9 protein-coding genes are annotated in these 14,093 nt (G+C 55.6%); 8 read left to right on the top strand and 1 reads right to left on the bottom strand.

The window, feature by feature from the left end; all coding sequences use genetic code 11:
• Nucleotides 1-4 precede the first annotated feature (4 nt).
• Nucleotides 5-1,579 (bottom strand): AAA family ATPase, encoded by a 1,575-nt coding sequence (locus ACG33_RS02625; RefSeq protein WP_066918454.1) that lies wholly within the window; start codon nucleotides 1,577-1,579, stop codon nucleotides 5-7.
• Nucleotides 1,580-1,708: 129 nt separating this feature from the next.
• Between ACG33_RS02625 and ACG33_RS02620 the strand changes: the two genes are divergently transcribed.
• The 8 genes from ACG33_RS02620 (at nucleotide 1,709) to ACG33_RS02585 (ending at nucleotide 14,074) form a co-directional block, all read left to right on the top strand.
• Nucleotides 1,709-2,446 carry a hypothetical protein gene (locus ACG33_RS02620; RefSeq protein ID WP_066918452.1) on the top strand — a complete coding sequence of 246 codons (738 nt, stop codon included), beginning with the start codon at nucleotides 1,709-1,711 and terminating at the stop codon, nucleotides 2,444-2,446.
• Nucleotides 2,447-3,055: 609 nt separating this feature from the next.
• Nucleotides 3,056-3,265, top strand: a complete 210-nt coding sequence (locus ACG33_RS02615; RefSeq protein ID WP_023109365.1) for a helix-turn-helix domain-containing protein — start codon at nucleotides 3,056-3,058, stop codon at nucleotides 3,263-3,265.
• Between the two features lie 67 nt (nucleotides 3,266-3,332).
• Nucleotides 3,333-6,305 (top strand): type I restriction endonuclease subunit R, encoded by a 2,973-nt coding sequence (locus tag ACG33_RS02610; RefSeq protein WP_066918450.1) that lies wholly within the window; start codon nucleotides 3,333-3,335, stop codon nucleotides 6,303-6,305.
• Nucleotides 6,302-8,944 carry a TrlF family AAA-like ATPase gene (locus ACG33_RS02605; protein ID WP_157071642.1) on the top strand — a complete coding sequence of 881 codons (2,643 nt, stop codon included), beginning with the start codon at nucleotides 6,302-6,304 and terminating at the stop codon, nucleotides 8,942-8,944. The genes ACG33_RS02610 and ACG33_RS02605 overlap by 4 nt, the downstream gene beginning before the upstream one ends.
• A complete protein-coding gene (locus ACG33_RS02600) occupies nucleotides 8,926-10,089 on the top strand; it encodes an RNA-binding domain-containing protein (protein WP_066918446.1) in 1,164 nt (387 codons plus the stop codon). Before ACG33_RS02605 ends, ACG33_RS02600 begins: the two co-directional genes overlap by 19 nt.
• The gene (locus tag ACG33_RS02595; protein ID WP_066918444.1) at nucleotides 10,086-11,390 is read left to right on the top strand and encodes a restriction endonuclease subunit S; all 1,305 of its coding nucleotides are present in this window, start codon (nucleotides 10,086-10,088) and stop codon (nucleotides 11,388-11,390) included. Before ACG33_RS02600 ends, ACG33_RS02595 begins: the two co-directional genes overlap by 4 nt.
• Nucleotides 11,390-12,463 (top strand): AAA family ATPase, encoded by a 1,074-nt coding sequence (locus ACG33_RS02590; protein WP_066918443.1) that lies wholly within the window; start codon nucleotides 11,390-11,392, stop codon nucleotides 12,461-12,463. Before ACG33_RS02595 ends, ACG33_RS02590 begins: the two co-directional genes overlap by 1 nt.
• Before the next feature lie 3 nt (nucleotides 12,464-12,466).
• The gene (locus ACG33_RS02585; RefSeq protein ID WP_066918440.1) at nucleotides 12,467-14,074 is read left to right on the top strand and encodes a type I restriction-modification system subunit M; all 1,608 of its coding nucleotides are present in this window, start codon (nucleotides 12,467-12,469) and stop codon (nucleotides 14,072-14,074) included.
• Nucleotides 14,075-14,093 lie beyond the last annotated feature (19 nt).

Genomic DNA, 14,093 nt, shown 5'->3' with positions numbered 1-14,093 from the left:
AACCTCAATTCCATCCCTCGCTGACAAAGCCAACGCCACGGCGGCTGATCTCGACCAGCGGTCTGATGTCTTGCACCTGGACGATTCCTCGGTCATCACGAGCTGCCGAACCCAAGGCCCGCTGCAGAACCAGACGCACACTGCGCGGTGGCAAGGCTTGCAGGCGGGACAGGACATCATCATCCAGTCGCTCGGCAAAGGCCGTGCCCCAGCTCGACTCGTCGCGGAGTCGGTTGTAAATCGACTGCGCGATGCTTCTGATCTGCTCCGGCCTGGGCGGTTGAATGTGCAACACCGTCAGCCGTGAGCGTAGCGGCCCCGGAATCGCCTCCAGCTCATTCGCGGTCGCCATCCAATTGACATGACTGGCGTCAATGGCAAAGTCGCGGATCGACAAGTCGCTGAAATCCCGCGCACTGCGCGGTTCCAGCAAGGTATAGAGTGCTGCCAGCGGATCGTATTGCGGTCTGCCGTTACTGGCTTTGTCCAGTTCATCGAGTACCACCACCGGGTTGGCCAGCGGTTGGTAAGCCAGCAACTCAAACAGCTGACCCGGTTCCGAATTACTCCAGAACGATTCGGAACCGGCGAGCGGCGAGCTTGATTGCGTACTCGCTATGTCGAAGACCCGGAACGGTAGCACGAGCTGATCGGCAAGCCAGCGTGCCGCCTCGGTTTTGCCGATGCCCGCCGGGCCGACCAGCAACACGGCAGGCCAGGACACCCGGCCATCGCCCAGACTGGACAAGGCAAAGTGGTCACGCAGCAGCTCGGCCAGTTCATGGAAGTTTGGAAAAGCCAGCGCGAACTCATCCAGCAGGGCTTTCCAGTCCGGGGGTAGCAGGCCCAGTTGGCGGCTGCCATGGCCCGCCCGCTTGATCCGCTCTGCCATCGCCTGTGCACGCTTGAACTTGTCGTCGCCTTTTGGTCGGTGGCGATCCACGAACGCCTCCAGCCCGGCTTCATCGAGAAAGACGATGCTCGGCAAGGGCATTGATTTAGCGGTTTCTGTCGGCTGCTCCTGAACCTGCTCCGGTTTGGCTTCACTCGGGACGGGCTCATCCTCAACAGCCATGGCGGCGCGTACATCTTCAGTCGTCACCTTGCCCAGATCGTGCACCACCTGCTGTACCCCCTGTTCGACGATGAGCTGGCGGCTGCGGCGCACTTCTTCGGCAAACAATCCTTGGATGCCGTCGTGTTGCGGACAGCGTTGCGGACGGATGCCGTCCCCGACAACCTGTACACCGCAAACCGGGCATTGTTGCTGCGAAAGATGCTTGGTCTGGGCAATCAGATCGAGCACGGCCGCTGCACGTTCGCTGTGGTGTCGCGGTGGCTGGTAATGAATGGCCAAGCGATCCCGGTTGCAGCTCACTGACAGTGAGCCCTTTCGTGCGACCACTGCGGGTGGCAGCAGGTATTCCACCTGGGCAAACAGATGTGCCACCACGGCCAGATGCCCTGGCGCGGGTTCGACGATCTGCCGGGCAAGCCAGGGATGCTGCGCCTTGAGTGCAGCAATGGCTGCTTCGTATTCCCGCAGGCGCAACGGACGGGCTTGCTTTGGCTTACGCATGATGGCCTCTCAAATAGCCTAACTATAAATTACTATAACAGTGGTTTGCGCGAATCGCCAAACTCCGTACGCTCGTCTTGTCGGTCAATAAGTCTTATAGTGATTTACAGTGAATTCACAGAGCCCGACATGCCAAGCATTGCCAACGAACAATTGCCACGCTTTGCCGCCGCCTTGATACGACTGCGCGGGGAAACGCTGGGGCGGATCGCCGAAGCCACCGGCATCCGTACTGCCAACCTCTCGGTCTGGCTGCGTGGCAAGGAGCAGGTGATCTCCGCCAAACGACTGGTCGGCCTGCTGCACCACCTCGGTGTGGAAGGCGGTCGCCTGCGTACCGACGTGTTGCACCAGTGGCAGGATCGCGGGGCACTGAATGACAGCAGGCTCGTGCTGAGCGCGCTGCTGGCCAACACGCAGCCGGTGTGGTTGTTTCAGGATGAACAGCCGGGGCTTATCAAAACCCGCTTTCTGTTGGCTGGCGATGTGCTGATCCGCATGGAGATCGAGCCGGGCGTCGATCAAGCCCTTGATTTGGCGACAGTCGTCAGGGTGGATCGTGTCATCACCACCCCTGCAGCATTGGCCGGGGTGCCAATCGACTCGTTGGCATCAGCACACAACGTTCTCCTGGCATTGGCGGAGCAGGTGGCGGCGGACGTCGGGGACGAAGAACTGCTGGAGGGACTGATTTTTCGCCTAGCTGAAACAGTGGGCAGTAATGTCTCTTCAGCGCAGGGCTGGCAACAACTGGAGCGGGCGCTGCGTTTTGCATTCAACGCAGGAGCCCAGCCTGCTGACATCGCCCGCGTGGTTGACGCCCATTTCCGCAGCAGCGGCAATGCGGACATGCCGCCAACTGAGTAGGCAAAAAAATACGCTGTTTCCAGTCGTCGGGTTTCCAAATCCTGCGGCGCAGATCGCATGACTTTTAGCATGGTCACATGCCCCGTTACTCCCTATCTGGCACTACGTTGTTTCCAACAAGGCGCAACGTTCTTTCCAATGCTCTGTTGTTCGGGCACATGATCAGACAGCGAAAAACTTATTTCCAGCTACGTACATTCCAAAGTTGCACAACGTAGATTCCAAATCCCTTGACTGTTATTGCTTATCTTGTGCCCAGGCGAGGGAGTAACGGGGCATGGGGCTTTGTGACCAGCGAAAATTATCTGTGCGATCAGATCAGGCTGCCGACTTACTGTGTGAACAGTGTGGCGGCATGCTGGCAACAACGTGGCAGCCTTGTGCGAACAATGTGTTGAATGGGTGGCAAGGATGGTGGCGACAATGTGGTCACCCTGTGGCGACAGTGTGTAGCCATGGTGGTGACAGTGTGGCTCTGCGCCCCGTGTTACCACATTCAACTCACAACGACAGTAGCCAATAACAATTTTTATGCTTCCGCAGCATTCAAATGATAGACTCAAAACGACTTAAGACGACTTTCAATCGCAACCTCCGAGCTTCATCGACATGAGTACAGAACCGTGGGTTACCGCCGATCACGTCGCCCAGCACTTGGGCGTGGCCAAGGACACCGTGTACCGCTGGCGCGAGCGCAAGGGTCTGCCCGCACACCGCGTGGGGCGGCTGTGGAAGTTCCAGCTCTCCGAAGTGGATGAATGGGTGCGTGCAGGCGGCGCAGATGAAGATGTCGGTGAGCCGGGGAGTCGGCATACATGAGCTCCATGGCATTCCCCCGCCAGAACAACGGCGGTAGCAAACCGTTTGGGTCTTTGAGGCAAGGTTCATGACGACCACAGAACAACAAATCGAACTCGATCTGATCGCCAAGCTCGGCGACCTCAAGTACACCTATCGCCCCGGCATTCGCGACCGCGCCGCGCTCGAAGCCAACTTCCGAGCCAAGTTCGAAGCGCTGAACCGCGTGCATCTGACTGACAGCGAGTTTCAGCGCTTGCTCGACGGCATCATCACGCCCGATGTCTACGGCGCTGCCCAGCGGCTTCGCAACATCAACAGCTTCGAGCGCGACGATGGTACGCCGCTGAACTACACCTTGGTGAACATCCGGGACTGGTGCAAGAACGACTTTGAGGTCGTCAACCAGTTGCGCATGAACACTGACAACAGCCATCACCGGTACGACGTGATGCTGCTCATCAACGGCGTACCGGTGGTACAAATCGAGCTGAAGACCTTGGCGGTCAGCCCGCGCCGGGCCATGCAGCAGATCGTTGATTACAAGACTGACCCCGGCAATGGCTATAGCAAGACGCTGCTGTGCTTCCTGCAGCTCTTCATCGTCAGCAACCGCACCGACACTTGGTATTTCGCCAACAACAACGCACGGCACTTCAGCTTCAACGCAGATGAGCGCTTCTTGCCGGTTTACCAGTTTGCCAGCGAAGACAACAAAAAAATCACGCTGCTCGATAGTTTTGCCGAGAAGTTCCTGGCCAAGTGCACTCTAGGGCAAATGATCAGCCGCTACATGGTGCTGGTGGCCAGCGAGCAGAAGCTGCTGATGATGCGGCCATACCAAATCTATGCCGTCAAAGCCATCGTGGAGTGCATCCACCAGAATTGCGGCAACGGCTACATCTGGCACACCACCGGCTCAGGCAAGACGCTGACTTCGTTCAAGGCGTCCACCCTGCTCAAAGACAATCCGGACATCGACAAGTGTCTGTTTGTGGTGGATCGCAAAGACTTGGATCGCCAGACTCGCGAGGAATTCAACCGCTTTCAGGAAGGCTGCGTCGAAGAGAACACCAACACCGAGACACTGGTGCGCCGCCTACTGTCGGATGACTACGCCGATAAAGTCATCGTCACCACCATTCAGAAGCTGGGCCTGGCTCTGGATGGGGCCAACAGGCGCAACTACAAGGAACGGCTGGAGCCATTACGCAACCAGCGCATGGTATTTATCTTTGATGAATGCCACCGCTCACAATTCGGCGACAACCACAAAGCCATCAAGGAGTTCTTCCCCAACGCCCAGCTTTTTGGCTTTACCGGCACACCCATCTTCGAGAAGAACGCCAGCTACCAGCAGATCGAAGGTCAGCAAGCCAGTTACCGCACGACCGACGACCTCTTCCAGCGTTGCCTGCATCAATACACCATCACCCACGCCATCGAGGATCGCAACGTCCTGCGCTTTCACGTGGATTACTTCAAGCCCGAAGGCAAGAATCCTCCCAAGCCTGGTGAAGGTGTGGCCAAGCCCAAGGTCATTGAAACCATTCTCGCCAAGCACGATGCAGCGACCAATGGCCGCAAGTTCAACGCGGTGTTGGCAACGGCCAGCATCAACGATGCCATCGAGTATTTCGAACTGTTCGCGGAGATTCAAAAACAAAAGACCGAGCAAGACCCTGAGTTCCGTCCGCTGAACATTGCCTGCGTATTCTCCCCACCTGCCGAGGGAAATAAGGACGTACAGCAGATTCAGGAAGACCTGCCGCAAGAGAAAGAAGATAACCAGCAAGACCCCGAAGGCAAAAAAGCGGCGCTCACGCGCATCGTGACCGATTACAACACGCGCTTTGGCACCAACCATCGCATCAGCGAGTTCGACCTGTACTACCAGGATGTGCAAAAGCGCATCAAGGATCAGCAGTACGCCAACAGCGATCTCCCCGCCGCGCAAAAGATCGACATCACCATCGTGGTGGACATGCTGCTTACCGGTTTCGACTCCAAGTACCTCAATACCCTGTACGTGGATAAGAACCTCAAGCATCACGGCTTGATCCAGGCGTTTTCGCGCACCAATCGCGTGCTCAACGACAGCAAGCCCTATGGCAACATCCTCGACTTCCGTCAGCAGCAAAAGCCGGTCGAAGAGGCGATTGCACTGTTCTCTGGCGAGAAGATCGACAACCCGCGTGAAATCTGGCTGGTAGACCCCGCGCCTAAGGTCATCGATAACCTGCAAACCGCCACACAGAAGCTGGCTGACTTCATGCAGTCGCAAGGCGTGGGCAATGCGCCGGAAGACGTGGCCAACCTGAAAGGCGATGCCGCACGGGCGCAGTTCGTCAATCTGTTCAAGGAAGTACAGCGCCTCAAGACCCAGCTCGATCAATATACCGATCTCTCGGATGAGCAGAAGGCGCAGATCACCCAGATTGCGCCACCCGATCAGATGCAGGGCTTCAAAGGTGTGTACCTCGAAACGGCCAAGCGCTTTAAGGAACAGCAGGATCGCGACCAGACCCCGCCAGAAGTGCAGCAGCTTGATTTTGAATTCGTACTCTTCGCCTCAAGCGTGATCGACTACGACTACATCATGGGCCTCATCGCCAAGCTGACCCAGCAGAAGCCCGGCAAGCTCACCATGAACCGTGAGCAGCTCATCAGCCTGATTCAGTCCGATGCCAAGTTCATCGACGAGCGCGAGGACATCGCCGAGTACATCCGTGGCCTGCCAGTCAATGAAGCCCTGGACGAAAATCAAATCCGCAGCGGATTCGACCGCTTCAAGGCAGAGAAAAAAACACGGGAACTCACCGATCTCGCCAACCGCCACACACTGGACGCATCAGCGCTGCAAGCCTTTGTCGATGACATTTTGCGCCGCCGCATTTTCGATGGCGAACGCCTCTCCGAGTTGATGGCCCCGCTGGAACTTGGATGGAAAGCCCGCACGCAGAAAGAGTTGGCCCTGATGGAAGAGCTGACACCACTGCTGCACAAGCTCGCCCAGGGTCGAGAGATTGCTGGTTTGGCTGCCTATGAGGAGGGGCGATGATGGGAACCGTCTTTACACAGGGGGCGCAGTGGGTTCGTGCGGACTTCCATCTGCACACCCGCGCAGATCGTGAGTTCAAGTACACAGGCGATGACAACTTCTACAACAGCAATTATGTGAACGCACTGGAGAAAGCAGGTATTCAGCTGGGCGTCATCACCAATCACAACAAGTTCGATTTCGAGGAGTTCAAAGCGCTGCGCAAGACAGCGCAGAAGAAGGATATTGCGCTGTTGCCCGGCGTCGAGCTGTCGGTCAATGACGGGGCCAATGGCATCCACACCTTGGTCGTTTTTTCCGACGACTGGTTGGCCGATGGTCATGACCATATCAACCCCTTCCTGGGTGTTGCCTTTGAAGGAAAAGTCCCTGCCCAGTACGAGCAGGAAAACGGGCGTTCCTCTCTGTCACTGTTGGAAACCATCAAGAAGCTGGAAAGCTATCACCGCGACTTTTTCCTTGTCTTTGCCCATGTCGAAGCACCGAGCGGGCTGTGGGCCGAATTGGACGGGGGGCGTCTTGCCGAGCTGGGCCAGAACGAATTCTTCCGCCGTCGCACGTTGGGCTTCCAAAAGGTACGCACGTACAACAAGCTGCAAGAGAAAAACAAACCCTGCCGGACTAAAACGCAGCAGCATCTAGGTGGCTGGTACCCCGCCGAGCTCGAAGGTTGCGACGCCAAATGCATCGAAGAGATTGGTCAGGGTAAAGCCTGTTACCTCAAATTGGGTGAACTGTCCTTTGATGCGGTCAAGTTTGCCTTGAGCGATCCTGCTTCGCGGGTCGTCACGGAGCCGCCCAAGCATCTCGCATCGCACATCCGCAGCATTCACTTTGACGGGGGCATCCTTGACGGGAAAACGCTGCATTTCTCGCCTGAACTGAACACGTTGATCGGCATCCGGGGCAGCGGCAAGTCTTCCATTCTGGAAGCAGTGCGCTACGCTCTCGATATTCCTCGCGGGGAGAAAGCGCAGGACACCAAGTACAAGGATGAACTGATCCGCCACACTCTGGGCAGCGGCGGTAAGGTGACGCTGACGGCCTGTGACGTATACGGACAGGAATTCACCATCTCCCGCATTTTCCGCGAAGCGCCGAACGTCTATCTGGACGGCAAATTGCAGCCCGGTGTATCGATCCGGGAAACCGTGCTGCGCCGTCCGATCTACTTCGGGCAGAAAGACCTTTCCAGCACCGGCGAAGGTTTCGAGACCGATCTAGTGGAAAAGCTGGTGGGCGAAAAGCTCCGCACACTGCGAGACGAAATCGAAACCCAACGCCAGCATGTGCGTGATGCTGCGCAGCGCTGGCTCAAACTCAGCAATACTGCCGAACTCAGGCGTGATTACGAGTCCCAGCTCACCGATGCCAACTTCCGACTGAAGAAATTTGAAGAGTACGGGGTTGCCGACAAGCTGCAAAAGCGCCTTGGCTTCCAGCAGGATGCCAGTGCACTGGCACGCATGAAGGAGCGGGCAGACAGCTTCGTGCTCGCCTTGGGGCAATTGATCGCCGAGCACGAAGACGATCTGCGTAATGCCACGAGCTACGTCTCCAAGCAGAACCCCGACTTCTTCACTGCTTATTACGCCGAATTTGCCAACCTCGTTACCAAAGTCGATCAGCTCAAGCAAATCGAGCAAGAGGCCCGCGCTGTTACCTCCCGGCTTCAATTCAAACAAGGCGAGTTCGATGCCGCGCGCCAGAGTCTTCAGGAAGAGTTTGCCCAGGTCGAACGTCAGCTGGCTCAGGAACTCAAGCAGACCGGCATGACGGCCATCCAGCCGGATGACTTCCTGACCCAACAGCAGCGCAAAACCAAGGCGGAGCAAATGCTGGAGGCGCTGGCCAAGCAGGAAAGCCAGCAAAGTAGCATCCGCGACGCACTGTTTGCCGAGATCGACAAGCTCAACGGCCTGTGGCTGCGCGAGTTCAACGCCATCAAGGCCGAACTGGATCGGGTGAACGCTGGCCATACCGCCTTGCAGATCGAAGCCGACTTCAAGGGCGACAAGGAAGCCGCCATCAGTTTCATGCAGCAGCTCTTCAAGGGCAGCAACATCCGCGAAACCACCCTGCGCGCAGTGATGGAGGATTACGCCGATTTCGGCGGGCTGCTGCGTGATTTGCCAAACGCCTTGAAAAAAGCGGGCAGCACGCCGGAGGTTTTCGAAAAGACTTTCATGCAAAACCTGATGGAGTTCGTGGTCTATCAGGTGCCTAACCGTTTCGTCATTCGCTATCGCGGCAAGGAACTCAAGCACCACTCGCTCGGGCAGCGTGCTTCCGCGTTGCTGCTATATGTGCTCAGCCAGCGCCAGAACGACGTGATCATAATTGACCAGCCGGAAGACGATCTGGACAACCAGACCATCTACGACGACGTGATCAAGCTACTGCGCGAGATGAAGCCTCACGCCCAATTCATCTTCGCCACCCACAACGCCAACTTTCCGGTGCTGGGTGATGCGGAGCAAGTGCATGCCTGCCGCTATCAGGATGAGCAAGTCGCCGTACAAAGCGGCAGCATCGACGCTCGTCCGGTGCAGGACGCCATCATCAACATCATGGAAGGAGGCCAGGAAGCCTTCAACCGACGCAAAGAGGTTTACAACCTATGGAAACCACAGAACTGATCGACTGCTTGAGCCGTGGCGAAGACAGCCGCCATCAGTTCAAAGAGAACTTCACCAATGCCGACGCGCTGGCGGCGGAGATCGTCGCTTTCAGCAACAGCGCTGGCGGGCAGATTTTCATTGGCGTGCAAAACGACGGCACGGTGCTGGGCTTGTCTCACGCGGACATCGACCGCCTGAACCAGCTCATCTCGAACAGTGCCTCACAAAATGTGCGGCCTGCGGTGAACCCGCTCACCGAAAACGTGCCGCACCCCAATGGCACCGTGATGGTGGTCACCGTTACTGAAGGCGTCAGCAAACCCTACATGGACAAGAACGGAGCCATCTGGGTGAAGAACGGCTCGGACAAGCGCCGCGCCACCTCGCGCGAGGAAATCCAGCGCCTGTTCCAGCAGGCTGGGCTGGTGCATGCGGATGAGACGCCCGTGGCGGGCTTGAGTGCGGGCGATGTGGACCTGCCCTATTTCGCAACCTTCTTCGAACAGCAATTTGGCGAGCCGCTCTCCCAGCACAAGCAACCGCTGCCGCAGCTCTTGACCAACATGAACCTGATGAACCAGGGGCAGCTCAATGTGGCGGGCAGCCTGCTGTTTGCCAAAGCGCCGCAGTACGCACTGCCTGCCTTCATCGTCAAGGCGGTGGCTTTTGTCGGCAATGAGATCGAAGACCAGCGCTACATCGACAGCCGCGACATCACCGGTAAGCTGGCCGATGTATTCCAGCAGACGCTCGGCTTCATCGTCGCTAACACCCGTGCCACTCAGGGTGAACAGGGCTTCAACTCCCAAGGCCAATCGGAGATTCCGCGCATCGTCTGGGAAGAGCTGGTCGCCAACGCGCTCATCCACCGCGACTATTTCATCAGCGCGCCGGTGCGCGTGTTGGTGTTTGCCGATCGGGTCGAGATCATCAGCCCTGGTCATCTGCCCAACAACCTGACCATCGAAAACATCAAGGCGGGCAACTCGAATATGCGCAACCCGATTTTGGCCTCTTTTGCGGCAAAGCTCTTGCCGTATCGCGGACTGGGTAGCGGCCTGCTGCGCGCCTTGCGGGCCTGGCCGCAGATTGAACTGATCGACGACCGGGCTGGAAATCTGTTCAAGGCCATCGTGGCACGGCCACAGGAGCAAGCGGCATGAGTGGTCATGAAAGAAAGCCGTTGGTACCGCGGTTGCGGTTCCCGGAGTTTAAGGATGAGTGGCGCTTGTTGCCGATGTCGGCGGGTTATACCTTCAGGGGAAACAACTCCCTTTCTCGGGATAAGCTGAATTACACCAATGGCTCCTACAGGAATATTCATTACGGAGATATCCATACAAAGTTTGCTCAGCATTTCCATGCTGATGCCGAGCCAGTCCCCTACATCAATGAAGGGGAGTCGCACTCCACAATTCGTCCCGAAAACTACTGCATGGCTGGTGACATGGTTTTCGCCGATGCTTCCGAGGATATGGCGGACATCGGCAAGGCCATCGAAATCATTGATGCAGGAGATGTCCCGCTTGTATCTGGTTTGCACACCATTCTTGCAAGACCAAATAAAGGTTCTATGGCTCTGGGCTTTGGCGCTTATCTCTTCTCGTCTGAGGGGCTGAGAAAACAGATACAGCGAGAAGCGCAAGGTGCAAAGGTGCTCGGACTATCGCCAACTCGGCTGGGAAATGTGAAGTTGTACTATCCAAGCAGGCTGGACGAACAAAAAAAAATCGCCGACTGCCTGTCTTCGCTGGATGATCTGATCGCGGCGGAAACCTACAAGCTCGACACCTTCAAGACCCTCAAAAAGGGCCTGATGCAGCAGCTTTTCCCCTGCGAAGGCGAAACTGTGCCGCGGTTACGGTTTCCGGAATTTCGGAATTTGGGGGAGTGGAAGGAGAAATCCATTAGTGATTTCGGAGAAATTATTACTGGAAGTACCCCTAGCACGGCACATCCAGAGTTCTATGGCGGTGGCATCCCATTCGTCTCCCCAGCCGACATTTCCGATCTGCGATGGGTGAGCGACACAAAGACCACTTTGAGTGCTTTGGGGTTTGAAAAAACCCGTCCGATCAAAGCGAACAGCGTTCTGTTTGTGTGCATCGGGTCAACTATCGGGAAAGTGACTCAAAATGTTCGGGACTGCGCGACCAATCAGCAGATCAACTCCGTAATCCCAAATTCTGAGCATTCAGGCGGATTCGTGTATTACATCCTCAGCTTGAACGCAGAACGCATCGCCAAACTCGCAGGTATTCAGGCCGTTCCTATTATAAACAAGACCCAGTTTTCGGCAGTCAGATTGCTTGTCCCAGAGTTTTCAGAGCAAGATCGTATCGCCAACTGTTTGTCTTCCCTCGACGATTTCATCGCCGCCCAAAGCCAGAAAATTGATGTCCTCATGATCCACAAGAAGGGCCTGATGGAACAGTTATTTCCCGTCATGTCCGAGGTAGGGTAATGAGTATTGAAGATATTGCAGAGCAGCTAAAAAAGCTGGGTGAGAACATTATTCTCATTTATGCATTCAATGCCACAGGAAAAACCAGATTATCGGTGGCATACAAAAATGCAACTAAAAACTCTGATAATGGCCAACACACTGGCGTTTACTACAACGCATTCAGCGAAGACCTTTTTGTCTGGGATAACGATGAAGACAATGGCGGTGCGAACATAAAGCTCAATATTTTGCCCAGCAGCTTGAACCGCTTCCATAGCTTTCTGTATGAGAATCCAGATGCAGTCATGGATAAGTTGGCGATGTATTCGCCAAAATTTAATTTTAAGCTGAATCCCTACGAAAATCTTGAGAACGGAATTGAGTCGATCACTTTCGTCACCAACGATGATGAAGATGTGCCGATAAAAATCTCTCGCGGCGAAGAGAGAATTTTTGTTTGGTGCTTTTTCTTGGCTCTCTTAGAGGTTGATGGGTGGTCCAATACTCAGGACGCGCATATTTTCATTGATGACCCTGTATCTAGCCTTGATGAACATAATATTTACGTTACCGCTGAAACAGTGTTTCAGCAAATTGAGCGGCACTATCTCAAGAAAAAAATAATAATAACGACCCATCACATAGGACTGTTTTCAATTTTGGTGGATCGTTTGAAAAAAGGTGAGAAAAGCGATAGGTACAAGAATTTAACCAAGATTTTTTCCCTAAAAAACATTGCCGGTGCATATGCCTTAGGGACGCCAAGGAATAGTGTTTTTCTATTTCACTTGCACCTTCTTCAGATTCTTGAAGAGGCTAGCCGAGACCAGCTTTACACCCATCATGTCGTCATGCTGCGACAAGCGCTTGAGAACATTGCTTCATTCTTTGGGAGAGGAAATATTGGGTACACCCTCGCCCAAATAGGCATTGAAGATCACGAAAATGCCGCCAACGTTATCAACTCACTTTCCCATAAAGACGCTTATTATTATCAGAGCGATCTTATGCCGCCCGCAGTTGAGGCAGTATTTAGAGATATCTTCGCCAAGTTGCTGGAAAAATACAAATTTGCATTGCATGCAGGATAAATAATGACTGAATTCGAAAAACAAAGGCTAGGCAAGACCCTCTGGGCCATCGCCGACCAGTTGCGTGGCGCGATGAATGCGGACGACTTCCGCGATTACATGCTGGCTTTTCTCTTCCTTCGCTATCTGTCGGACAACTACGAGGCCGCCGCTCAGAAGGAGCTGGGGCCAGACTATCCGCAGCAGATTGATGGCTCAGTCTCTACGCCGTTGCAGCTCTGGTACGAATGCAACCTGGACGATGTGCCGGAATTCGAGAAGCAGATGCGCCGCAAGGTGCATTATGTGATCGAACCCCAATACCTGTGGGGCAACATCGCCGAGATGGCGCGCACGCAGGATGCCGAGCTGCTGCACACTTTGCAAAAAGGCTTCAAGTACATCGAGGAAGAGTCCTTCGCCAGCACCTTCCGGGGCCTGTTCTCAGAGATCAATCTGGCGTCGGATAAGCTGGGCAAAACCTACAGCGAGCGCAATGCCCGCCTGTGCAAGATCATCGCCGAGATCGCCAAGGGACTGGGGCAGTTCTCTACCGACAGTGACACGCTGGGCGATGCCTACGAGTACCTGATCGGCCAGTTTGCGGCAGGCTCGGGCAAGAAGGCTGGCGAGTTCTATACGCCGCAGCGCATTTCAGACATCTTGTCGGCCATCGTCACGCTGGACAGCCAGGAGCCTGCCACAGGCAAGCGCTCGCATCTGGATAGTGTCTTCGACTTTGCCTGTGGCTCGGGCTCCTTGCTGCTCAATGTGCGCCGCCTGATGGGGCCGCATGGCATTGGTAAGATTTACGGCCAGGAGAAGAACATCACCACCTACAACCTGGCGCGCATGAACATGCTGCTGCACGGGGTGAAGGACTCGGAGTTCGAGATTTTCCATGGCGATACCCTGCTCAACGAGTGGGACATGTTGCGCGAAACCAACCCAGCGAAGATGCCGAAGTTCGACGCGGTGATGGCCAACCCGCCGTTCAGCTATCGCTGGGAGCCAAGCGAGGCGCTGGGCGAAGACGTGCGCTTCAAGAATTACGGCCTGGCACCGAAGTCCGCCGCTGACTTTGCCTTCCTGCTACATGGCTTCCATTTCCTCAAGCAAGACGGTGTGATGGCGATCATCCTGCCCCACGGTGTGCTGTTCCGGGGTGGGGCCGAGGCGCGCATTCGCACCAAACTGCTCAAGGATGGGCACATCGACACCGTGATCGGCCTACCAGCCAACCTGTTCTTCTCCACTGGCATACCGGTGTGCATCCTAGTGCTGAAAAAGTGCAAGAAGCCGGACGACGTGCTGTTCATCAATGCCGCCGAGCATTATGAGAAGGGCAAACGCCAGAACCAGCTCTTGCCGGAGCACATTGACCAAATCATCGACACCTACCGCTACCGCAAGGAAGCGCCGCGTTACTCTCGCCGGGTGAGCATGGAAGAAATCGAGAAAAACGATTTCAACCTGAACATCTCGCGCTACGTGAGCACCGCGCAAACTGAGGAAGAGATCGACCTGGCAGCGGTTCATGCCGACCTGGTTGCCGCCGAGAAGAAGATTGCAGACGCCAAGGCGCGCCACAATCAGTATCTGGCTGAGTTGGGGTTGCCTCCGTTACCTTGAGCCCCTGATGCTTGGAATG

Source organism: Steroidobacter denitrificans (genome assembly GCF_001579945.1).
GTDB lineage: Bacteria > Pseudomonadota > Gammaproteobacteria > Steroidobacterales > Steroidobacteraceae > Steroidobacter > Steroidobacter denitrificans.
Note: the sequence above shows the minus strand (reverse complement) of the source record. Positions and strands in the feature narration are given on the sequence as shown.

Excerpts from the sequence above, each read along its gene's own strand:
- ACG33_RS02585 (WP_066918440.1), top strand. The coding sequence starts at position 12,467 with ATGACTGAATTCGAAAAACAAAGGCTAGGCAAGACCCTCTGGGCCATC.
- ACG33_RS02625 (WP_066918454.1), bottom strand. The coding sequence starts at position 1,579 with ATGCGTAAGCCAAAGCAAGCCCGTCCGTTGCGCCTGCGGGAATACGAA.
- ACG33_RS02615 (WP_023109365.1), top strand. The coding sequence starts at position 3,056 with ATGAGTACAGAACCGTGGGTTACCGCCGATCACGTCGCCCAGCACTTG.
- ACG33_RS02590 (WP_066918443.1), top strand. The coding sequence starts at position 11,390 with ATGAGTATTGAAGATATTGCAGAGCAGCTAAAAAAGCTGGGTGAGAAC.
- ACG33_RS02600 (WP_066918446.1), top strand. The coding sequence starts at position 8,926 with ATGGAAACCACAGAACTGATCGACTGCTTGAGCCGTGGCGAAGACAGC.
- ACG33_RS02595 (WP_066918444.1), top strand. The coding sequence starts at position 10,086 with ATGAGTGGTCATGAAAGAAAGCCGTTGGTACCGCGGTTGCGGTTCCCG.
- ACG33_RS02620 (WP_066918452.1), top strand. The coding sequence starts at position 1,709 with ATGCCAAGCATTGCCAACGAACAATTGCCACGCTTTGCCGCCGCCTTG.
- ACG33_RS02605 (WP_157071642.1), top strand. The coding sequence starts at position 6,302 with ATGATGGGAACCGTCTTTACACAGGGGGCGCAGTGGGTTCGTGCGGAC.
- ACG33_RS02610 (WP_066918450.1), top strand. The coding sequence starts at position 3,333 with ATGACGACCACAGAACAACAAATCGAACTCGATCTGATCGCCAAGCTC.